This window comes from Rahnella sp. BIGb0236 (genome assembly GCF_004364755.1).
In the GTDB taxonomy this organism is placed as follows: domain Bacteria; phylum Pseudomonadota; class Gammaproteobacteria; order Enterobacterales; family Enterobacteriaceae; genus Rahnella; species Rahnella victoriana.
In genome coordinates this window covers 410,023-432,419 of sequence record NZ_SOAO01000003.1, presented here as the reverse complement: position 1 = coordinate 432,419, position 22,397 = coordinate 410,023, and the positions used below count along the sequence as shown (strand labels likewise).

The 22,397-nt window shown below is 56.9% G+C and carries 19 protein-coding genes; all 19 read right to left on the bottom strand.

Features of this window, described 5'->3' with window-relative positions; translation table 11 throughout:
- Nucleotides 1-42 precede the first annotated feature (42 nt).
- The 19 genes from menE to nuoC all read right to left on the bottom strand — a co-directional run bounded on the left by menE (nt 43) and on the right by nuoC (nt 22,339).
- Entirely contained in the window at nt 43-1,416 is a 1,374-nt protein-coding gene (gene menE / locus EDF78_RS08910; protein ID WP_133822936.1) for an o-succinylbenzoate--CoA ligase, read from the bottom strand.
- Entirely contained in the window at nt 1,401-2,402 is a 1,002-nt protein-coding gene (gene menC, locus EDF78_RS08905) for an o-succinylbenzoate synthase (protein ID WP_119822569.1), read from the bottom strand. The genes menE and menC overlap by 16 nt, the downstream gene beginning before the upstream one ends.
- On the bottom strand, nt 2,402-3,259 hold the full coding sequence (gene menB, locus EDF78_RS08900) for a 1,4-dihydroxy-2-naphthoyl-CoA synthase (RefSeq protein WP_095922827.1): 858 nt from the start codon (nt 3,257-3,259) through the stop codon (nt 2,402-2,404). The genes menC and menB overlap by 1 nt, the downstream gene beginning before the upstream one ends.
- Complete coding sequence (gene menH, locus EDF78_RS08895) at nt 3,246-4,043, bottom strand: 2-succinyl-6-hydroxy-2,4-cyclohexadiene-1-carboxylate synthase (protein WP_133822996.1); 798 nt, start codon at nt 4,041-4,043, stop codon at nt 3,246-3,248. The genes menB and menH overlap by 14 nt, the downstream gene beginning before the upstream one ends.
- Nucleotides 4,040-5,713 (bottom strand): 2-succinyl-5-enolpyruvyl-6-hydroxy-3-cyclohexene-1-carboxylic-acid synthase, encoded by a 1,674-nt coding sequence (gene menD, locus EDF78_RS08890; protein WP_133822935.1) that lies wholly within the window; start codon nt 5,711-5,713, stop codon nt 4,040-4,042. Before menD ends, menH begins: the two co-directional genes overlap by 4 nt.
- Nucleotides 5,714-5,736: 23 nt before the next feature.
- Nucleotides 5,737-7,074, bottom strand: a complete 1,338-nt coding sequence (gene menF / locus EDF78_RS08885) for an isochorismate synthase MenF (protein WP_095922830.1) — start codon at nt 7,072-7,074, stop codon at nt 5,737-5,739.
- A 231-nt stretch (nt 7,075-7,305) separates the two neighbouring features.
- Entirely contained in the window at nt 7,306-7,614 is a 309-nt protein-coding gene (elaB, locus tag EDF78_RS08880; protein ID WP_095922831.1) for a stress response protein ElaB, read from the bottom strand.
- Nucleotides 7,615-7,725: 111 nt separating this feature from the next.
- The gene (locus tag EDF78_RS08875) at nt 7,726-8,241 is read right to left on the bottom strand and encodes a DUF1097 domain-containing protein (RefSeq protein ID WP_095922832.1); all 516 of its coding nucleotides are present in this window, start codon (nt 8,239-8,241) and stop codon (nt 7,726-7,728) included.
- 193 nt (nt 8,242-8,434) lie between these two features.
- Entirely contained in the window at nt 8,435-9,895 is a 1,461-nt protein-coding gene (gene nuoN, locus EDF78_RS08870; protein ID WP_095922833.1) for an NADH-quinone oxidoreductase subunit NuoN, read from the bottom strand.
- Between the two features lie 6 nt (nt 9,896-9,901).
- A complete protein-coding gene (gene nuoM, locus EDF78_RS08865; RefSeq protein ID WP_095922834.1) occupies nt 9,902-11,431 on the bottom strand; it encodes an NADH-quinone oxidoreductase subunit M in 1,530 nt (509 codons plus the stop codon).
- 97 nt (nt 11,432-11,528) lie between these two features.
- The gene (gene nuoL / locus EDF78_RS08860) at nt 11,529-13,376 is read right to left on the bottom strand and encodes an NADH-quinone oxidoreductase subunit L (protein WP_095922835.1); all 1,848 of its coding nucleotides are present in this window, start codon (nt 13,374-13,376) and stop codon (nt 11,529-11,531) included.
- Nucleotides 13,373-13,675: an NADH-quinone oxidoreductase subunit NuoK gene (gene nuoK / locus EDF78_RS08855; protein WP_004936014.1), complete on the bottom strand. Its 303-nt coding sequence runs from the start codon at nt 13,673-13,675 to the stop codon at nt 13,373-13,375. Before nuoK ends, nuoL begins: the two co-directional genes overlap by 4 nt.
- Nucleotides 13,672-14,229, bottom strand: a complete 558-nt coding sequence (gene nuoJ / locus EDF78_RS08850; RefSeq protein ID WP_119822572.1) for an NADH-quinone oxidoreductase subunit J — start codon at nt 14,227-14,229, stop codon at nt 13,672-13,674. The genes nuoK and nuoJ overlap by 4 nt, the downstream gene beginning before the upstream one ends.
- Nucleotides 14,230-14,241: 12 nt before the next feature.
- Nucleotides 14,242-14,784, bottom strand: a complete 543-nt coding sequence (gene nuoI / locus EDF78_RS08845; RefSeq protein WP_013574596.1) for an NADH-quinone oxidoreductase subunit NuoI — start codon at nt 14,782-14,784, stop codon at nt 14,242-14,244.
- Between the two features lie 14 nt (nt 14,785-14,798).
- Nucleotides 14,799-15,776 (bottom strand): NADH-quinone oxidoreductase subunit NuoH, encoded by a 978-nt coding sequence (nuoH, locus tag EDF78_RS08840; RefSeq protein WP_013574595.1) that lies wholly within the window; start codon nt 15,774-15,776, stop codon nt 14,799-14,801.
- Nucleotides 15,773-18,499 (bottom strand): NADH-quinone oxidoreductase subunit NuoG, encoded by a 2,727-nt coding sequence (gene nuoG, locus EDF78_RS08835; RefSeq protein WP_095925180.1) that lies wholly within the window; start codon nt 18,497-18,499, stop codon nt 15,773-15,775. The genes nuoH and nuoG overlap by 4 nt, the downstream gene beginning before the upstream one ends.
- 143 nt (nt 18,500-18,642) lie before the next feature.
- Nucleotides 18,643-20,004 carry an NADH-quinone oxidoreductase subunit NuoF gene (gene nuoF, locus EDF78_RS08830; protein WP_119822573.1) on the bottom strand — a complete coding sequence of 454 codons (1,362 nt, stop codon included), beginning with the start codon at nt 20,002-20,004 and terminating at the stop codon, nt 18,643-18,645.
- Nucleotides 20,001-20,537 (bottom strand): NADH-quinone oxidoreductase subunit NuoE, encoded by a 537-nt coding sequence (gene nuoE / locus EDF78_RS08825; protein ID WP_229921071.1) that lies wholly within the window; start codon nt 20,535-20,537, stop codon nt 20,001-20,003. Before nuoE ends, nuoF begins: the two co-directional genes overlap by 4 nt.
- A gap of 2 nt (nt 20,538-20,539) precedes the next feature.
- Nucleotides 20,540-22,339, bottom strand: a complete 1,800-nt coding sequence (nuoC, locus tag EDF78_RS08820) for an NADH-quinone oxidoreductase subunit C/D (protein ID WP_095922838.1) — start codon at nt 22,337-22,339, stop codon at nt 20,540-20,542.
- Nucleotides 22,340-22,397 lie beyond the last annotated feature (58 nt).

The window sequence follows — 22,397 nt, the reverse complement described above, 5'->3', positions numbered from 1 at the left end:
GCCGCGATGTGCGGCCCTTTTTGTTTGTTTCAACGGCTTGTTTTACGAAAGCCTCTCTATCCATTTCCGGACGCTGACACGCGAGATTTTAATCCCTCCCTGCGCCAGTTTTCCCGGCAGCGGATGATAGGCTACCGGCAACTGAAAGCGCGGGATCTTATCACTCAGCCAGAGATTGAGTTCCTCGTACAACAATCCGGCCTGTGCCTCGAGCACCGCGACCGGACGCTGACCAAATTGCGGATCATTCACAGGCACGACAAATGCCTGTGAAATCAGCGGATGGCGGACCAGCACTTTCTCGATATCTTCCGGCTGGATCCCTTCCCCGCCGCTGAAAAACAGATTATCCAGACGTCCCGAAACCAGCAACTCATCGTCCGCCCACAAACCACGGTCACGGGTATGTAACCAGCCATCAGCATCAGCGACCGGCGACAGCCGACCGTTTTTCCAGTAACCGCTGGCCAGACTGTCAGCGCGGATCTGGATCTCCTGATCGACAATCCTGACTTCTTTGCCGGTCAGCGCCTTTCCGACACCGGCACTGCCATCAGCCCGTTTTGCTGTTACGGTCGAGGCGGTTTCCGTCAGCCCGTATCCGCACCAGCAACGGATCCCTGCCCGCTCAGCCTGCTCTGTCAGCTCCGGCGGGATTTGCGCCCCGCCAAGTAACACGTCCTGCAACTTTTCAGGCACGGCGCCGCTTTGCAGCAAACGCCAGAGCTGCGTCGGCACCAGCGACGCATGGCTGCATTCTGCCAGCGCCGTCTCCAGCGGTTGCCCTTCCGCCAGCACCAGCGTGGCCCCTGCCGTCAGCCAGCGCCAGAGGATGCCCTGCCCGGACACATGGAACAGCGGCAGCGAGAGCAGCCAGCTGTCGCGACGGGTGAACGGGATCAGATCCAGCACACCGGCGGCGCTGGCAAGGTGCGCGGCCAGGGTATGCGCGGCGGCTTTCGGCAGACCGCTGGAGCCGGACGTCAGGGTCAGCGTGGCGATACGCTGTGGCTGCCATCCGGCACAACTGAGCCAGCAGGCATTTTGCATCGTTAACGCGGGAATATTCAGCGGCAGAGCCGGTTCCGTCAGATCCAGCACAAAAGCGATATCAAGCTGTGAAAGCAGTTCTGCGCACAATGCCTGTGGCAGTTGCGGATTGAGCGGCAACAGGCGTGCGCCGGTTTGCAGCAACGCCAGATAACTGAGTAATGCATCCAGTGTGTTTTTGCTGCGCAACACCACGCCGGTGCCTTCGTCCACGCCCTGCGAAATAAATCCGGCCGCCAGCGAATCCACGCGATGCTGTAAATCACGCCAGCACCAGGTGATATCTCCGGCTTTCAGCGCCACGGCAAAAGGCGACAAATGTGCCCGTTCACGCCACGGCCAGTCGCTGATCATTTGCTCTGCCACACAACCTCCAGTTCAGACACGTCAGTCAGCGGTAATTCCGACCCCGGCCAGCGGCGGATAAGCTGCGCCTGCATAAGATCCAGCGTATCCAGCCCCGGAATGGCATCCGGCGTCAGCCACTGCGCGATACGCGCCAGTTGCGTCAGCCCGAGGCTTGATTCAATGGAGGAGCTGATCACCGCTTCCAGCCCGGCGGCATGCGCCTGCGCGATCAGCTGACGACAACGCATCAGGCTGCCGGTCAGCGTCGGTTTGATGATGATCGCCGCCAGTCCCGGCTCAGCCTGTACGGTAAAACCGGCTTCGCGCACACTTTCATCCCAGGCAATCGCGATGCCGGTCTGACGGGCAAAATCGCGCGACTGTTCGCGGGTCAGACAGGGTTCTTCGATAAAGCTGATGCGCGAACGCAGTTCAGGGGCAACGTGGCGGGCGAAACCTTCGGCTTTGACCGGCGTCCAGCTGCGGTTGGCGTCGAGACGTAAATGCAGTTCCGGCAAGGCTTCCAGCAACATGCTGACATTCAGCCCGTCGCCGACGGATTCGTACAGTCCGACTTTTACTTTGGCGACCTTGCGGCCATGCGCATCTGCGGGTAATGCACCGAGACGCGCATAAAGCTCATTCGGATCGCCATGACACAACGGCGCACAGCGCGTACTCAGCACGTCGGGCAGTTCACCGCGCAGTTCGGCATCCGCACAACTCAGCCCGAACGCCACGGAGGGCAACGCGCTGAAGGCCGAGGCCACGGCAGCCAGCGAGGCGCCCTGCACCCACTGGCTCAAACCGTGCTGCACCGCGTCCTGCGCCTGAGGCACATCTTCCTGACTAAACCCCGGCAGCGGCGCCACTTCGCCCCAGCCGGTTTTGTCGTCCTGCCACAGTGACACTAAAAAACCGTCGCGGGTTTTCAGGCGCTGATTGCGCAGCACCACGCCAGCCTCCATCGGCACGCTGTACCGGTACACCGTGGCGCGACGCATTATGGATTACGCTTAAATTTGCTGAAGTCCGGCTGGCGTTTTTCATTAAACGCGTTGCGGCCTTCCTGACCTTCATCGGTCATGTAGAACAACATGGTGGCGTTCCCCGCCAGCTCCTGCAGCCCGGCCTGACCGTCGCAGTCGGCGTTCAGTGCGGCTTTCAGGCAACGCAGCGCCATCGGGCTGTTTTCCAGCATTTCACGGCACCAGCGCACGGTTTCTTTTTCCAGATCCGCCAGCGGCACCACGGTGTTGACCAGCCCCATGTCGAGTGCGGCTTTGGCATCGTACTGACGACAGAGGAACCAGATTTCGCGCGCTTTTTTCTGACCGACGATGCGCGCCATATAGGATGCGCCCCAGCCGCCGTCGAAGGAGCCGACTTTCGGGCCGGTCTGGCCAAAGATGGCGTTATCCGCCGCAATGGTCAGATCGCACATCATGTGCAGAACGTGGCCGCCGCCGATGGAATAACCGGCCACCATCGCTACCACCGGTTTCGGGCAGGTGCGGATCTGGCGCTGGAAATCCAGCACATTCAGATGATGTACGCCGCTGGCATCCTGATAGCCGCCGTAATCGCCACGCACTTTCTGGTCGCCACCGGCACAGAAGGCTTTTTCGCCTTCACCGGTCAGCACGATCACACCAATCCCTTCGTCGTTACGGGCGTCGTCCAGCGCGCGGATCATTTCCTTAACCGTCAGCGGACGAAACGCATTGCGAACCTGCGGGCGGTTGATGGTGATTTTCGCGATACCGTCCGTGGATTTGTGATAACGGATATCTTCAAACTCACCCGTGCAATCACGCCATTCGACCGGCGCATACAGTTGTTTTTCATCAGGATAAATCATGTGCAACGTCCTTTAAGACAGGTGAAGAAATACATGCCAGCGCCTGACGGGTAAATTCCGCCGGATTGTCGCGGTGGGCGTTATGCCCGGCATTGGCGATAGTGCGCAGCGCAAAACCTGACTGCTGCGCGAGATGAATAAATTTGGCGTCCTGACTGCCGCACAACCAGACCACCGGCAGGGACAACTGCTGCAATTCCCCGCGCAAATCCGGCTGTACCGCCAGCGACGTGGCCGCCAGCATCGCCGCCACGGTGCGGGGATTATTGTCCGCACGCAGGGCGATCAGTTGCTGACGCTGGCTGTCGGTCAGGCTGGAAAACACCGGCTGGCGATACCAGTTATCCAGCGCCTGTTGCCATGGCAATTGCAAAAAACGGGTCGCCCATTGCTGATCATGATGGCGGCGCTGCGCGCGTTCCGCCTGACAGGTCAGCCCCGGATGCGCGCCTTCGACCAGTAGGCCCTGCAAACCGCTGCGGTCGCCCTGACAGGCGTGATACAGACTGATACGCCCGCCCAGCGAATAGCCGATCAGCCAGTAGGTGGTAATGTTTTTTTCACGCAAGGTGTCGGTTAACAGCTGGCTGACATCCGCAAATCCGGCAGCGGTTAACGACGCTGAGCGGCCATGCCCCGGCAAATCCACAAACAAACAGGGCCAGTCCGTCAGGGCGGAAAGCAGCGGTTGCCAGTCTTCCGCGCTGCCCAGCAGACCGTGCAGAAACACCAGCCACGGGCGGTGTTTCACCCCGGCGTTGAGTGTCTGGCAGGCCAGCGTCATGATGCGCTCATCTCCTGCACCAGCGCGCGCAGGCATTCCGCCCCTTCCGTCTCGCTGACTTTCAGCTCAATCAGTTTCACGCCACCATGCTGCCAGCACTGACTGACCGCCTGATGCAGCGCGGGCATGGAGGTCGGGCAGGCATAATCGAGGCCAAACATCGCCGCCGCGTGACTGAAACTGACGTTCTGCGGCATGCAGTAAAAGCGCTGGCGTTCCGCTTCCGGCGTCGGCAGCAGGGAGAAAATCTGCCCGCCGTTATTGTTGACGATAATAATGACAGTTGGCGCTGAGCACTGACGCATCAGCGCCAGCGCATTGAGATCATAGAGCGCGGAGATATCGCCCAGCAGCACCAGCGTCGGTTTGCAGGTTGCGCGCTGCACACCGGCGGCGGTCGACAGCAGACCATCGATACCGCTCGCGCCACGATTGGCGAACACCGGGTAACCGGCGGGCAGCCGGGCAAAGGCATCCACCAGACGAACGATCAGGCTGTTGCCGAGGAATAACTGACCGTGCTCGGGTAATAACGCCGGAAGCTGCCACGCGGCGGTGGCTTCACCAAATACGCCTTCGAGACGGGTTTCCACCGCATGCAGCGCGCGCTGTGCGCAATGTTCAAGGGCTTCGGCCCAGTCAGGCTGCGGTTGTGCCGGATGCGACTGCAACCAGCCGGCAACGTCCGCCTGGATACGGCGACCGCGATGCTGCGCCGGATCCTGACGGCCTGGCAGCGGATCAATCAGCCAGTATTCTTCGGGTTCACACGCCGCCTGCCATTGCAGCAGACGCTTACCGGTCAGCCCTCCGCCGAACTGGATCACCAGCTGCGTGCGCGCCAGCACTGTCTGCGCCTGCGGCGACGCCAGCCATAAATCGGCACAAGGCAGCGGATTGCCGGTGGACGCCTGAACATCGCTGATCAGCGGCCAGCCCAGTTGTTCTGCCCAATGAGCGACGAATTCACTCTCCTGTGCTGAAATCCGCCCCGCGATGATCACGCCGCGCTTTTGACGCCATGAAAACCAGTCCGGCTGCGCGGTCGCAGGCAGAACCTGAGAGTAATTCAGCCACGGCTGATGCCCCTGCCACCAGTCGCCCAGCGCCTGCAGCCAGTCCTGATGCTCGCCGTTATCTTCGCCATAAAGCGGTTCGGCGAACGGACAGTTGATATGCACCGCCCCGTGCGTCTGGTGCGCCAGCGTGTTATCCAGCGCCGAAACCAGCCAGCGCGCGCTGATTTCCGGCGTCGGACGGGGTAAATCCAGCGACTGAACCGGGTGGCTGGCAAACATACCCGTCTGGCGGATCGCCTGATTGGCGCCGCAGTCGATCAGTTCCGGCGGGCGGTCAGCCGTCAGCAACACCAGCTTTTCGCCGGTCAGCCCGGCTTCGATCAGCGCCGGATACAGATTTGCCACTGCCGTGCCGGACGTAACGATGATCGCCACGCGCTGTCCGCTGGCTTTTGCCAGCCCGAGCGCCAGATGGCCAAGACCACGTTCATCAAAATGGGTGTGACAAATAAGGTGCGGATGCGCGGCAGCGGCGAGAGTCAGCGGCGTGGAGCGGGAACCGGGCGCGATGCAGACGTGCTGCACCTGATGGCGGGTTAACGCTTCGAGGATAAGCGTCGCCCAGCGGCGGTTAAAGACGGCAACAGACATGTTCAACTCACTCCGGCAAAGGGTTATCCGGCCTGAACGGCAGGCGTGTAGTGCTCTTCCAACAAAGTGCGCAAACCGGCGGCTTTGTTTTCGATTTCCTGCCATTCCTGTGCAGCGTCAGAACCGGCGACAATCCCCGCGCCAGCGTAGAGTTCAAGATGATGTCCTTTCACCGCCGCAGAACGCAGCGCAACGGTGAATTCACTTTGTTCGGCACTGAGATACCCGGCGGAACCGGCATACCATTCGCGATCAAAAGGTTCGAATTCGGCGATAAATTCACGCGCCGCCTGTCGCGGCAATCCGGCAACCGCCGCCGTCGGTTGCAGACGTTGCAGGCAACCGGCGTCATCAGGTTCAGCCAGTTCGCCGTGAATATTGCGGCGTAAATGCTGCACCTTGCGCAGACGTAAAATCTCGGCAGGCGTCACATCCAGAGAGTGCGCCCCGCCCTGCAAACGCTGACAGATATCGTCGACCACCAGTAGATTTTCGCGCTGGTTTTTACCGTCGCCGAGCAGCCACGCCCCCAGTTTCTGCGCTTCGTGATCATCGGGATGATTGGCGACGGTGCCCGCCAGCGCTTCGGTATAGAGTTCACCGTGATCGCGCAGGAACAGACGCTCCGGGCTGGAACCCAGAAAAGCGCGTTGTGGCGTAAACGCCAGCATGAAGTGATAACAGTGATGATTGACATCGCGGCTGGCGGCGAGAAAGGCGCAGGCATTCAGCGGCTGGCTGAGCGTTAAGGTGGTTTTCCGCGCCAGCACCACTTTGTCGAACTGATGCTGTTCGATGCCGGTGAGCGCCCGGTCAATCAGCTGATTCCACTGCGGCTCCGCCGGTAAATGCTGATGCTGCAATACGCGGGAGGCGATCGGCGGCAACGCGCGACTGGCGACCAGAGAACGCAGGAATAAGCGCGTGCGGCGGGCTTCATCACGTAAAGAATGCGGACTGAAAAGCGTACAGCGCAGCCAGTAAGTATTGGCCTGGCGGCAAAGTTCGATACGGGGAAGGAAAAGTGCGTTAGCGGCGAAATTGGAACCTTCCGCGCCATTAAAGGCATTCAGCCCCCAGATATGTAAATCGGGAACCTCAGGATACTGACGGATAAACGCCTGTGCCTGAGCGGTATCACCAAAGGCGTAGGCATCACCGCAGACAGCCGCCTCTTCTTTTCCGTCACGTTGTTGCCAGTAGAATTTCGGGTAGCAGGGTTGCGCAGCCAGCCATTCCAGCAGGCCGGTGTCAGGCTGTTTTTGCAGGGAATAACTGAACTGCCGGATCCCCGCAGTATCAGGCCATTCGCCTGCCAGCGTGGTATCAAGCTGCTCAATGATTGCTGATATTTGTTTCACCGCTACCTCGGGCCATACCGGATGTTTAGTGACGGGTAGAAATACCCTTCTGGATCAAAAAACGGGTTGGATCAATTACGGATGAATTATGCGGCGATACGAAAAATGAAAATATGCGACAGATCAAGCTGAAGTGAGTGCCGTTAGCTAAGAAGGAGTATAGGAGGGGAGAAAGGAGTAAGCAAACTCAGGAATAACAGGAGCAGCAGGTGCCGCCCCTGTTCAGGCAGGTTAGCGGCGCAGAAGCAGACCGACAACCAGACCGACGGCAGCACCGACACCGACGCCATGCCATGGGTTTTCATGCACATAGTCGTCCGTTCTTTCCGCTACCTGACGGGCTTTTTTGCAGTAAGAACGCGCGGCCGGATCAATACGTGATTTGATGTCTTTCAGTGCATTTTCAGCACGCGCTTTAATCTGGATGTATTTCTCATCCGCTTTATCGCCGGAGGATTTCAGCACTTCTTCCAGCGTTTCAGTCAACATGCGTAAATCGTCATCCAACGAATTCTGCTGTGTCTCAAATTGGTCAGCCATGGTTATCTCCTTATGATGTGTTCTGGGAAAAGCTAAGACTGCCTTTAACCCTAGCGCATATCGGGATCAATTGCCTGACTGATCTCGCTAAACTGCCGAAAACTCGGGGTTTTAAGAACCTTCTGACCCTTTGATGTCGCTAAACACGGCGGCTTTTTTAGCGTCGCGTTGCTGCTTTTCACGCTGTTTCGCCAGCCATAATCCGCTGTTTTTCATCGCGTAACCGAAGACCAGTCCGACCAGCAAGGACACCACCACCTGACGCCAGTCGCCCTGCGCGGCAAAGGTGGCACACGCGCCGATAAAGGTGCCCGGCACAAAAGCCAGCCATTGCTGGCGCGCCTGAATACACATCAGGAAGGCCACCACACCCGTCAGCAGATAGCCCAGAATGCTCCACTCGGGGCGCATGGCGCTGCCCGCGATGATCACAACCGCCCAGAATACGCCGCTGAGGCAGGTCAGCGTGCTGATCAGCAATCCGCGTAATCCGCCCTGCGGACAGGCGAAATAGGCCGTGCATCCGAGGAAACCGGCCCAGCTAATCAGGCCAAAGCTGATAGCCACCCAGCCCCAGATACCGGAGAGGATGCCGGTGGTGATGGCGATCATCACTAAAACATTCATGGTGTAAACCTGTACGAATCGGAACAAGCGCGCAGTGTACGCATTGGCAGTAATAATGGAATGGGAGAGATCACAAAACCAATGTAATATTTTGCTGAACGTACATATAAACGTGATGTAAATCACATTTATTAAGCAATGTGATGAAAAAAGCCGCTCATATGAGCGGCTTCGTCTGACCTGACTGTCTTTATCAGAGCAGAGGTTGTGCCATCTGCACCAGCGAAATCAGTGGTTGCGGGAAGATACCCAGCAGCAGCACCAGAATCGCGGAAATCAGTACCACCACACCACCCGCCGTGAGTGCCCAGTTGTTTGGCGTATCACGAACCAGCGTTTCCGGTGCGCTCAGATACAGGCTCACGGTGACACGCAGATAGTAGTAGAGACCAATCGCAGAACCGACAACCACAGCACCGGTCAGCCACCACAGATGCGCAGTCACACCGGTAGCAATCACGTAGAACTTACCGATAAAGCCAAGCGTCATCGGGATACCGGCCAGTGACAGCATCATCACGGTCATTACCGCAGACAGGATTGGCTTATGCCAGAACAGACCACGGTAGGAGAACAGTGATTCTGCGTCCGGGCCTTTGTACGGGCTGGACATCAGACTGACCACACCGAACGCGCCGAGGCTGCTGAACAGATAACCCGCCAGATACACACCCACGGTTTCCATCGACAGCTGATGGGTTTGCACCGCAATCAGTGCCACCAGCAGATAACCGAGGTGGGCGATAGACGAATAACCAAGCAGACGTTTGATGTTGCTCTGGCTGATCGCCATCAGGTTACCGACCAGAATCGAACAGAAGGCAATAATGCCCAGTACGATGCGGATCGATTCGCTGTCAGCCACCGGCGCATACAGGAACAAACGCATGACCACAGCAAAGATAGCGATTTTGCTGGCGGTTGCCAGGAAAGTCGATACCGGTGCCGGCGCGCCCTGATACACATCTGGCGTCCACAGATGGAACGGAACCAGTGACAGTTTAAAGCCCAGACCGACAATCATCATGCCCAGACCGGCCATCAGCAGCGGCTGGTGCAGGATCACGCCATCGCCCAGATTTTTGCCCAGTGACGCGAAGGACAGATCACCAGACTGTGCGTACAGCAACGCCATACCGAACAGCAGGAAGGAGGACGCAGCGGCAGACAGCAGCATGTATTTGATACTGGCTTCCAGCGAGCGTTTCTGACGGTAGGCGTAACCAATCAGGCCGAACAAAGGCAGCGAAATCAGTTCGATCCCCAGGAACATGGAAGCCAGATGGTTAGAGCATGCCAGCAGAATGCCGCCCATGGCCGCGATGAGTACCAACAGGTAGAACTCTTCGCGGTTGTCCGGATAACCGGCCAGCCACGGATAGGCAAAGGTGCTGGTAGCCAGACTCGCCAGCAACACCAGCCCGATGTAGAACATCGAGTAGCCGTCAACACGCAGCAGCGGCGTGACATCCTGCGGGCCGACCTGCCCGACGTAGTAAAGGGAAAGTAAGGCAACGTTCAGCCCGATGACTGTCAGTGTGGCATTGAGAAAATGGTCGCGTCGCCACGCAATGGACAGCATCACCACCACCACCGTCAATCCGACGATCATCAGCGGTAATAGTGCGATCAGATTTTGAAGTGTAAATGTCATGGCGAGTTACGGCCTTGTCGTTGAAATAGTGGAAACTGAAGACCCGAACCAGTGCTGAATGTTGCTCATCGCTGCACCCGAAGTATCCAGAATTGGCTGCGGGAACACGCCCAGCGCCACCAGTAATACCACCAGCAACAGGATGATCGACAGTTCGCGTGAGGTCATGCCTTGCAGCGGCTGGTCTGATTTTGCTTTGCCGTAATACGCGCGCTGCATCATCACCAGGGAGTACACCGAAGCGAACACCAGGCCGAAGGTCGAGATGACAGTGATCACCGGCACAACCGGGAAGCTGCCAAACAAGATCATGAATTCACCCACGAAGTTACCGGTACCTGGCATCCCTAAGGTCGCCACCGCAAAGAACAGGGACAACGCTGGCAGGTATTTAATCCGTCCCCACAATCCACCCATCTGGCGCATATCGCGGGTATGCAGACGTTCGTACAACTGACCACAAATGATGAACATACCGGCCGCAGACAGACCGTGCGCAATCATCTGGATCACCGCACCCTGGTACGCCAGCTGGCTGCCGGTGTAGATGGCAATCAGGACGAAGCCCATGTGCGACACCGAGGTGTAAGCAATCAGTCGTTTGATGTCGGTCTGGCAGAAGGCCATCCACGCGCCGTAGAAGATACCAATCACCCCCAGCCACATCGCAATCGGAGCGAACTGGTGTGACGCTTCCGGGAACAGCGGCAGACAGAAACGCAACATCCCGTAGGCCGCGGTTTTCAGCAAGATACCGGCTAAGTCGACGGAACCTGCGGTCGGTGCCTGACTGTGTGCATCCGGCAACCAGCCGTGCAGTGGCACAACCGGCATTTTCACCGCAAAGGCGATGAAGAAGCCCAGCATCAGCAGATATTCAACACCGTGCGACATTGGCGTTTTCAGCAGGTCAGCGTAGTTGAATGTCCACACACCGGTGGCGTTGTAATGCACAAACACCAGACCGAGGATGGCAATCAACATCACCAGACCACTGGACTGCGTATAGATGAAGAATTTGGTCGCTGCGCTGATACGCGTTTTACCGTCTGACGCTTTGTGACCCCACAAGGCAATCAGGAAGTACATCGGCACCAGCATCATTTCCCAGAAGAAGAAGAACAGGAACATGTCGATGGCGAGGAACACGCCGATAACGCCGCCGAGGATCCACAGTAAGTTCAGGTGGAAGAAACCCTGATACTTCTGGATTTCACGCCACGAACAGAGGATCGCCAGAACACCCAGCAGACCGGTCAGCACCACCATCAGCAGGGACAAACCGTCCAGCGCCAGATGGAAGCTGATGCCAAAACGAGGGATCCACGGTACCGAAAACTCGGATTGCCACTGTGGAATACCCGCAGGCGTCGTTAATGAATATCCTCCCTGCAACCACAATTGCACGGAAAGAGCCAGCGTCAGCCCCATCGCAATTAACGCGATCCAGCGCGGTACTTTGCTCCCAAAGCGTTCAGTCTGCCAGCACAGCAGCCCGCCGATAAAGGGGATAAATATTAGCCAAGGTAATAGCATGGCGTGTCGTTCCCTTCTTTTATGCCCGAAGGCTATTTCACTTGCCGGTCTGTCACGGGAACAGACCGGCATTGATAATTACACCCGTAATGCAGGCTTACATCACCAGCAGCAGCGCCAGAACCACCACTGCACCCAGCCCCATTGACGCGACGTACCAACGTACTTGCCCGTTTTCGCTGACGGTCAGACCGCGGTTACCCAGACGGGCAAACAGCGCAGGCAGATTCATCATTGCGTTCAGCGGGTCACGTTGCAGGAGTTTCGCGACCAGCAGATACGGTTTCACGAAAATCATGTCGTACAGCCAGTCGAAGCCCCAGGCGTGGAACCACCAGGTCGTGAAGAAACGGCCCGGTGCGCTTTTCGCAATGCTGTTAACCAGCGAGCGTTTGCCCAGATACAGGGCCGCCGCCAGCAGAATGCCGGCAATTGCAATCACGCCTGATGTGATTTCCAGCGTCAGCACGCTGCCGTGCGCCAGCTCAGTGGTTTCCGGCAGAACGCCTTTCAGTGGCGGAACAATCATTGCGCCAATGAAGGTGGACAGAACCAGTAACACCAGCAGAGGCAGGTGGTGAGTGATGCCTTTACCCGCATGCGCTTTGATTTTCTCTTCGCCGTGGAAGACGATGAAGATCATGCGGAAGGTGTACAGCGAGGTCATAAACGCACCGACCAGACCGGCAACCATCAGATTCAGGTGGCCGTTAGCCAGCGCACCCGCGAGGATTTCATCTTTACTGAAGAAGCCCGCAGTGATGATTGGCAAGGCAGACAGCGCCGCGCCACCGACCAGGAAGCAGATGTACACCAGCGGAATGGATTTACGTAACCCACCCATTTTGAAGATGTTCTGCTCGTGGTGGCAGGCCAAAATGACCGAACCGGAAGAAAGGAACAACAGTGCTTTGAAGAACGCGTGCGTCATCAGGTGGAAGATAGCGGCATCCCACGCCTGAACGCCCAGCGCCAGGAACATGTAACCAATCTGGCTCATGGTCGAGTACGCGAGAACACGTTTGATGTCGGTTTGCACCAGCGCAGCAAAGCCCGCCAGCACCAGCGTCACCGCACCGATAATGCCTACCAGATGCAGAATTTCCGGCGCCATCAGGAACAGGCCGTGCGTACGTGCAATCAGGTAAACACCGGCGGTGACCATGGTCGCGGCGTGGATCAGCGCAGAAACCGGTGTCGGACCGGCCATGGCGTCTGCCAGCCAGGTCTGCAACGGAAGCTGGGCCGATTTACCCACTGCCCCACCGAGTAACATCAGCGTCGCCCAGGTGATCGCCGTGTCGCCCACAGCCAGTTTTTGCGGTGCCAGCACCATCAGTTCGCGGAAGTTCAGCGTACCCAGTTCGCGGTACAGGATGAACAGCGCGAAAGCCAGGAACACGTCACCGACACGGGTCACGATGAAGGCTTTCATCGCTGCCGCACCGTTCGCCGGATTGGTGTAATAGAAACCGATCAACAGATAGCTGCACAGGCCCACGCCTTCCCAACCGAGGTACATCAGCAACAGGTTGTCTGCCAGTACCAGAATCACCATGCTGGCGATAAACAGGTTGGTGTAAGCAAAGAAGCGTGAGTAGCCTTCTTCACCGCGCATGTACCAGGAAGCGAACATGTGGATGAAGAAACCGACGCCGGTCACCACAGACAGCATGGTCATCGACAAACCGTCGAGGGTCAGCGTCGCGGAGATATTGAAATCGCCGACCTGCATCCAGTTCCATAATGTCTGATTAAAGATTTCAACGCCCGCCGCTTTCTGGCTGAGGAAGTTGATACCGACGTAAATCGTGGTCAGTGCTGCCAGACCAATCGAACCCACACCAATGGTTGCGGACGTATTTTCAGACCAGCGACCGCGTGAAAAGGCCAGTAATACAAAGCCGATCAGCGGGAACAGAATTGTTAAATAGAGTAGGTTCATCCGCGCATCTCACTGACAGTATCAATATTCAGAGTGTGGCGACGGCGATACAGTTGCAGCAGCAACGCCAGACCAATACTGGCCTCCGCCGCAGCCAGGCTGATAGCCAGAATGTACATCACCTGCCCGTCTGCCTGACCCCAGTAGCTTCCCGCCACGATGAACGCCAGTGCTGCCGCGTTGATCATCACCTCGAGACTGATCAGCATAAACAGCAGGTTACGACGAACCAGCAGCCCGGTCAGCCCCAGCACAAAGAGAATGGCGGCCAGAATAAGACCATGTTGTAGAGGGATCATGCTCTCTCCTCCGTTTTTCTTTTTGCCATTTCCGTCGTGGCCGGTGCGTCACCAAAGACTTCACCCGGTTTGTGTTCACGACCGATATGGAACGCCACGACCAGACCGGCCAGCAGCAACATTGACGCCAGTTCAACCGCCAGAACATACGGCCCGAACAGCGCGATACCCACCGCTTTCGCGTCAATCATGTCGCCTTTGATGCCGTGATCGTGCAATCCGAGGATTGACATGATCATCACCACCAGCAGGATGACAGACAGAACCGACGGTCCGATCCAGGTGGCAGGCTTGAGCCATGCGCGCTCCTGCTCCTCGACGTTGCCGAGGTTAAGCATCATCACGACAAAGACGAACAGCACCATGATGGCACCGGCGTAGACGATGATCTCCAGCGCACCGGCGAAATAGGCACCGAGCGAGAAGAAGACCGCAGCAATCGCCAGTAAAGAGACGATCAGGTACAGCAATGCGTGCACCGGGTTGGTATGCGTGATCACACGCAATGTCGCCAACACGGCCACCAGGGCTGCAATATAAAATGCAAATTCCATGCTTGCGGCTCCTTAAGGCATCAGACCTTTGACGTTGATCGGTTTGGCTTCATTTTCAGCTTCGCCTTTCGACTTGCCGTCAATCGCCATACCGGCCATCCGGTAGAAATTGTATTCCGGATATTTACCCGGCCCAGAAATCAACAGATCTTCTTTCTCATACACCAGATCCTGGCGTTTGAACTCGCCCAGTTCGAAGTCCGGCGTCAGCTGAATGGCTGTTGTCGGGCACGCTTCTTCACACAGACCGCAGAAAATGCAGCGTGAGAAGTTGATACGGAAGAATTCCGGATACCAGCGACCGTCTTTCATTTCTGCTTTTTGCAGAGAAATACAGCCGACCGGACAGGCTACCGCACACAGGTTACAGGCAACGCAGCGCTCTTCACCGTCCGGGTCGCGCGTCAGCACGATACGGCCACGGTAACGCGGAGGTGGATTGACCGGTACTTCCGGGTACATCTGGGTTTCGCGCTTGGCGAAGGCGTGCATGCCTATCATCCACAAGCTGCGAACCTGGGTACCGAACCCGACCACTATGTCTTTCAATGTCATGGTTTCATCACCCCTTATTGCGCGTTGTACAAGATGACCGCAGCGGTCGCCAGCAGATTAAGCAAGGTCAGTGGCAGGCAAACTTTCCAGCCAAATGACATCACCTGGTCGTAGCGGGGACGCGGCAAAGCAGCACGGATCAAAATGAACATCACCATGAAGAAAGCAGTTTTCAGCGCAAACCAGATAAACGGCGGCAGGAACGGACCCTGCCAGCCACCGAAGAACAAGGTGACGATCAGCGCAGAGACCGTCACGATACCGATGTATTCCCCCACGAAGAACAGACCGAATTTCATACCGGAATATTCAATGTGGTAACCATCGGCCAGTTCCTGCTCGGCTTCCGGCTGGTCAAACGGGTGACGGTGGCAAACAGCAACGCCGGCAATCGCAAAGGTCACGAAGCCAAAGAACTGCGGAATGATGTTCCACACATGCGCCTGTGAATTGACGATGTCTTGCAGGTTGAAAGAACCCGCCTGCGCCACGACGCCCATCAGCGATAAACCGAGGAACACTTCGTAGCTCAGCGTCTGGGCGGATGCACGCATCGCACCCAGGAGCGAGTATTTGTTGTTACTGGACCAGCCAGCAAACAACACCGCATAGACGGTCAGACCGGCCATCATCAGGAAGAACAAAATACCAATGTTCAGGTCTGCGGCGAACCAGGTCGGGCTGACCGGAACGATCGCAAAGGAGATCAGCAGGGACGTAAACGCAATCATCGGAGCCAGCGTAAAGATGGCTTTGTCAGTGAATTTAGGGACCCAGTCTTCCTTGAAGAACATCTTGATCATGTCAGCAACCAGCTGCAGGGAACCGCCCCAGCCGACACGGTTTGGTCCGTAACGGTTCTGGAACAGGCCCAGCAAGCGGCGCTCGCCGAAGCTCATGAAGGCCCCGCAGGTCACGACGACCAGCAGGATCACCACGGCTTTCAGAATGGCGATCAACGAATCAATCACGACAGGTGTAAACCAGCTCATTGTGCTGCCTCCCGCAGATTTTCAACCGTTGCGCCAACCAGCACCGGCGGAATACCCGGCAAGCCCAGCGGCAGGCCAACCTGGCCCTGACTCAATGTTTCACTCAGACGAACCGGCAATCTGAGGGTCTGACCGGCACAGGTGAATTCCACCTGAGAACCTGCATTCACCCCTAATTGCGCAGCATCTGCCGGGTTAACCATCACATACGCCTGTGGCATACGTTGCTGGATCACCTTAGAGCGCTGTGTCATTTCTTCGCTGCCGAACAGGTGATAATAAGGCGCAACACGCCAGTTATCGCTCTGCGCAGTAAAGGCAGCCGGAATAGTGGTGAAGTAATCGAGTGTCCCCGCACCTGCTTCAATCAAACGCACACCCGGATCACCATGGCGCAGACTGCCGCCGACTTCACTCTGGAATTTGTTCCAGGCTTGTGGTGAGTTCCAGCCCGGCGCCCAGGCGAATGGCACCTGATTGCGGTTGGCTGTCGGGCTGTTGTTCCCTTCCATTGAGAAGGCAAACATGGTGTCTTTATCTTGCGGCTGACGCGGTTCATGAACGCTGATGTTCGCGCGCATGGCGGTACGACCACTGGAACGTGCCGGAGAACGCGCCAGTTTCTGACCACGGATACGGAAGCTGGCGTTTGGCGCAGCTTCTACCATTCCTTTCAGCTGTGGCAGTGCTTCAACGCAGGCTTCAATGACGTGATCCAGCTGCGTCCAGTCAACATGGCGGCTGTTGATGGTGGAATGCAGCGAGTGCATCCAGCGCCAGCTTTCCAGCATGGTCACAGTAGTGTCGTAGTATGCCGGATCGTAAACCTGGAAGAAGCGCTGGGCGCGGCCTTCCTGATTGACCAGCGTACCGTCGCTTTCTGCGAAGCTTGCCGCAGGCAGGATCAGGCTGGCTTTATCCATAATGCGCGTACGCTGATGGTCAACGACCAGCAGGTTCTGCACATTCGCTAATGCCGCATCAACTTTCGCTTCAGGCGCCTGACGATAAAGGTCATTTTCCATCACGATCGCGCTGTCGGCTTCGCCACGGGTCAGCAATTCCAGTGCTTCGTCCAGCGAGCCGCCACCAATCATCGAAAGACCGATGCTGTTTGCCGCAGAAGCCACGAACGTAATGCCGACATCGCTGCCAGCCACTTTCAGCGCTTTCGCGATATTCGCGGCGGCTTCGATGATGGCATCAGAACCGGCGCTCGTACCGGTGATGATCAGCGGCTTGCGCGCACCGGTCAGTGCCTGCACGATCACGTCGATTTTCTTGTTCAGGCCATCAGCAAGGTCGCTGACCGCTGGTGCAGAATTATCCAGCGCATGGGCGATAGCAAAGCCGAAACGCGCCTGCTCATCGACCGGTGCGCGGTAATTGTATGCCGCGATATCGTCGAGTTTGGTGTTATCCACGTTAGTGATAAACAGCGGATGTTTGGCATGCTGGCCGATGTTCTGTACAGCGGCGATTTGCCAGTCAGCAACACGCTGAGCCGCCGCCATCGCGCGCGCTTTGCCTTTTACGGCCTGACGCACAGACAGCGCGATACGTGCACCGGTCTGGGTTAAATCTTCACCCAGCACCAGAACCGCATCGTAATCTTCAATTTCGCGCAGCGCCGGTGTACGTACACCGCTGTTACGCAGAATGTTCAGCATCAGTTGCAGACGTCCCTGCTCTGCCGCGTTAATCCCGGTGTAGAAGTTTTCGGCTCCCACCAGTTCGCGCAGGGCAAAGTTGCTTTCCAGGCTGGCACGCGGAGAACCGATACCGATGGTTTTCTTCGCCTGACGGATAATGTCTGCCGCGCCCTGCATCGCCTGTTCAGCGTTAAGTTCGATCCAGTCGTTACCACGCAATTGCAGGGGTTTCTTCGGACGATCTTTCAGGTTCACGTAGCCATAGCCGAAACGGCCTCGGTCGCACAGGAAGTAGTGGTTTACGGTACCGTTATAACGGTTTTCGATACGACGCAGTTCGCCGTAACGCTCACCCGGGCTGGTGTTACAGCCCACAGAACATTGCTGACAGATGCTTGGCGCAAACTGCATGTCCCATTTACGGTTGTAGCGTTCGGAGTGCGTTTTATCGGTGAATACGCCGGTCGGACACACTTCTACCAGGTTGCCGGAGAACTCGCTTTCCAGCGGACCATCTTCCGGACGACCGAAATAGACGTTGTCGTGTGCGCCATAAACGCCCAGATCGGTGCCGTCCGCGTAATCCTTGTAGTAACGGACACAGCGGTAACAGGCGATACAGCGGTTCATTTCATGAGAGATGAACGGGCCGAGATCCTGGTTGTTATGGGTACGTTTGGTGAAGCGGTAACGGCGCATACTGTGGCCGGTCATCACTGTCATATCCTGCAGGTGACAGTTACCGCCTTCCTCACACACCGGACAGTCGTGCGGATGGTTGGTCATCAGCCATTCCACGACGCTTTCACGGAATTCTTTCGCTTCGCCGTCGTCGATGGAAATGAAGGTGCCATCAGACGCAGGTGTCATACAAGACATCACCAGACGACCGCGCGTGTCTTCCGCGTTTTGGTATTGCTTAACCGCACATTGGCGGCAAGCGCCGACGCTTCCCAGCGCCGGATGCCAGCAAAAATAAGGAATATCGAGGCCGAGAGAGAGGCAAGCCTGTAACAGGTTGTCCGCTCCGTCTACGTCGTATTCTTTGCCGTCTACATGAATCGTAGCCATAGTCAGCATGCTTCCACGTGGCCCACCTGACGGCGGGCGTTAATCAAAAATTCTTGCCGGGTTGGCGTATATCATTCGACAGCGCGTCCCTTGTTCCGGGAATTCGCGCACAGCGGGCTCACGTCCGCTGCCTGTTGCCTTCACTACCAACGCTCTTTCAGCAGATTGTTTGGCTGAATGCCTGCAATCGCACGCGCGTTGTTGTAATGCTGCTTGGCGATACCCGCCTCAAACTCTTCCCGGAAATATTTAATCGCACTCTGCAATGGCTCCACGGCACCCGGCGCGTGTGCGCAGAAGGTTTTGCCCGGGCCAAGCTGGCGGCAAAGCTGTTCGAGCGTTTCGATATCACCCGGCTGGCCTTCACCACGTTCCAGCGCACGAAGAATTTTCACACTCCACGGCAGGCCATCGCGGCACGGTGTACACCAGCCACAAGATTCGCGGGAGAAGAACTCTTCCAGGTTACGCACCAGCGGCACCATGCCGATTTCATGGTCGACGGCCATCGCCAGTGCGGTCCCCAGACGGCTACCGGCTTTACCAATGCTGGCAAAGTCCATCGGCAGGTCCAGATGATCGGCGGTCAGGAAGTCAGTCCCTGCCCCGCCCGGCTGCCAGGCTTTGAATTTCAGGCCATCGCGCATGCCACCGGCATAGTCTTCAAGAATTTCACGTGCGGTAGTCCCAAACGGCAGCTCCCAGACGCCCGGATTTTTTACCCGACCGGAGAAGCCCATCAGTTTGGTGCCGGCATCTTCACTTTTGCCCGCAGACATGCCTTTGTACCAGTCCACACCGTGCTCAAGGATTGCGGGCACGTTACACAGGGTTTCGACGTTGTTAACACAGGTCGGTTTACCCCAGGCACCGGCGGAGGCCGGGAACGGTGGCTTGGAACGCGGGTTAGCACGGCGGCCTTCCAGCGAGTTGATCAGGGCGGTTTCTTCACCACAGATGTAACGCCCTGCGCCTGTGTGAACAATCAGTTCAAAATCAAACCCGGTGCCGAGAATATTTTTACCCAGCAGACCCGCTTCCGTGGCTTCCGCAATCGCACGACGCAGGTTCACCGCAGCTTCGATGTACTCACCACGCAGGAAGATGTAGCCACGGTAAGATTTCAGCGCAAACGCGGAGATCAGCATGCCTTCCACCAGCAGGTGCGGCATCTGTTCCATCAGCATGCGGTCTTTATAGGTACCCGGTTCCATCTCATCGGCATTACACAGCAGATAGCGGATATTCATGCTTTCGTCTTTCGGCATCAGGCTCCACTTCAGACCGGTGGAGAAACCTGCGCCGCCGCGCCCTTTCAGGCCCGCGTCTTTCACCAGATTGACGATTTCTTCCTGAGCCATGCTTTTCAGGGCTTTCTCTGCACCGACGTAACCGTTTTTGCTGCGGTATTCGTCGAACCAGACAGGTTGTTTGTCGTCACGCATACGCCAGGTCAGCGGATGCATTTCCGGTGTACGTTCGATGTGTCGAGGGGTGTATGTCATGCGTAGCGCTCCAGTAGCTGGCCGATCGCTTCTGGCGTCAGGTGGCTGTGCGTGTCCTCGTCAATCATCATTGACGGGCCTTTGTCACAGTTACCGAGGCAGCAGGTCGGCAGCAGGGTAAAACGTCCGTCTTCGGTCGTCTGGCCCGGCTTGATGTGCAACTGTTGTTCCAGCGCGGCCTGGATCCCCTGATAACCGGTGATGTGACACACCACGCTGTCACAGTAACGGATCACATGGCGGCCCACCGGCTGACGGAAGATCTGGCTGTAGAATGTCGCCACACCTTCAACGTCGCTGGCAGGAATGCCCAGAACATCGGAGATCGCGTAGATAGCGCCGTCCGGCACCCAGCCACGCGCTTTTTGCACGATTTTCAACGCTTCGATAGAGGCCGCACGGGCATCCTCGTAGTGATGTTTTTCGTGCTCAATCGCTTCACGTTCAGCGTCGCTCAGCACGAACACCGGCGGCGCAACAGGCTCGCTGACGTTGATGTACTGAACTTCTGAGTCTTTATTGATATCTGTCATCGTTAGCGGTCCACATCTGACATTACAAAATCGATACTGCCCAGATACACGATCAGGTCGGATACCAGGCTGCCACGGATTACGGACGGGATCTGCTGCAAATGCGGGAAGCTCGGCGTACGGACACGGGTGCGGTAGCTCATGGTGCTGCCGTCACTGGTCAGGTAGTAGCTGTTGATCCCTTTGGTTGCTTCAACCATCTGGAAAGATTCTTGTGCAGGCATGACCGGCCCCCACGACACTTGCAGGAAGTGCGTGATCAGGGTCTCGATGTGTTGCAGCGTGCGCTCTTTCGGTGGCGGCGTGGTCAGCGGGTGATCCGCCTTGAACGGGCCTTCCGGCATGTTTTTGTAGCACTGTTCCAGAATGCGCAGGCTCTGACGAAGTTCTTCCACTTTCAGCATCACGCGGGAATAGCAGTCACTGACGCCATCACCGGTCGGCACTTCAAAGTCAAAGTTTTCATAACCTGAATACGGACGCCATTTACGCACATCGAACGGGATACCCGTTGCGCGCAGGCCAGCACCGGTGGTGCCCCAGGCCAGTGCGTCGTCGGCATTATACGCGGCCACGCCTTTGGAACGGCCAATCAGAATGGTGTTTTTCAGCGCCGCTTTGACGTAGGAATCCAGACGGGCTGGCATCCAGTCAAGGAATTCACGCAGCAGGCGGTCCCAGCCTTTCGGCAGGTCATGCGCTACGCCACCGATACGGAACCAGGCCGGGTGCATACGGAAACCGGTGATCGCTTCCACCAGATCGTAAATTTTCTGACGATCGGTAAAGGCGAAGAATACCGGCGTCATCGCACCCACGTCCTGAATAAACGTAGAGATGTACAGCAGATGGCTGTTGATACGGAACAGTTCAGACAGCATCACACGGATGGTGTTAACGCGATCCGGCGTCACGATACCGGCGAGTTTTTCAACAGCCAGCACGTAAGGCATTTCGTTAACACAACCGCCGAGATATTCGATACGGTCGGTATACGGAATGTAGCTGTGCCATGACTGGCGCTCGCCCATTTTCTCCGCACCACGGTGGTGGTAACCGACGTCAGGCACGCAGTCGACAATCTCTTCGCCATCCAGCTGCAGGATAATACGGAATGCACCATGCGCTGACGGGTGGTTAGGACCGAGGTTGAGGAACATAAAGTCCTCGTTATCGGTACCGCGCTTCATGCCCCAGTCTTCCGGCTTGAAGGTCAGCGATTCCATCTCGAGTTCTTCTTTTTGCTTAGTCAGCTCATAAGGATCGAACTCGGTGGCGCGCGCCGGATAGTCTTTACGCAGCGGATGCCCTTCCCAGGTCTGCGGCATCATGATGCGCGTCAGGTGCGGGTGGCCGTCGAAGGTAATACCGAACATTTCCCATGTTTCGCGTTCGTACCAGTTAGCGTTCGGGAACACTTTGGTGATCGTCGGAACATGAAGATCGTTTTCTGACAACGCCACTTTGATCATGATGTCGCGGTTACGCTCGACGGAGATCAGGTGGTAGAAAACGGAAAAATCCGCAGCCGGTAAACCGTCGCGGTGTGTACGTAAACGCTCATCAAAGCCATGCAAATCGAAAAGCATGACGTAAGGTTTTGGCTGTTTTCGTAAAAAGGTAATCGCTTCCAGTAACTGTTCACGCTTGAACCACACCACGGGAATTCCGGTGCGGGTTGCCTGGACAGTAAAGGCCTCTGGCCCAAAACGGTTACGCAATTCGCCGATAACCGGATCATCGAGATGATCACGGGTATGCCATGCTGGCAGGGCGGAATCTTGCGTCGTCAAATCTGTCATATTTTTTTCACCACACTAAATGGTCATTTATGCCGTAAGGGGGAACACTCACCCCTCA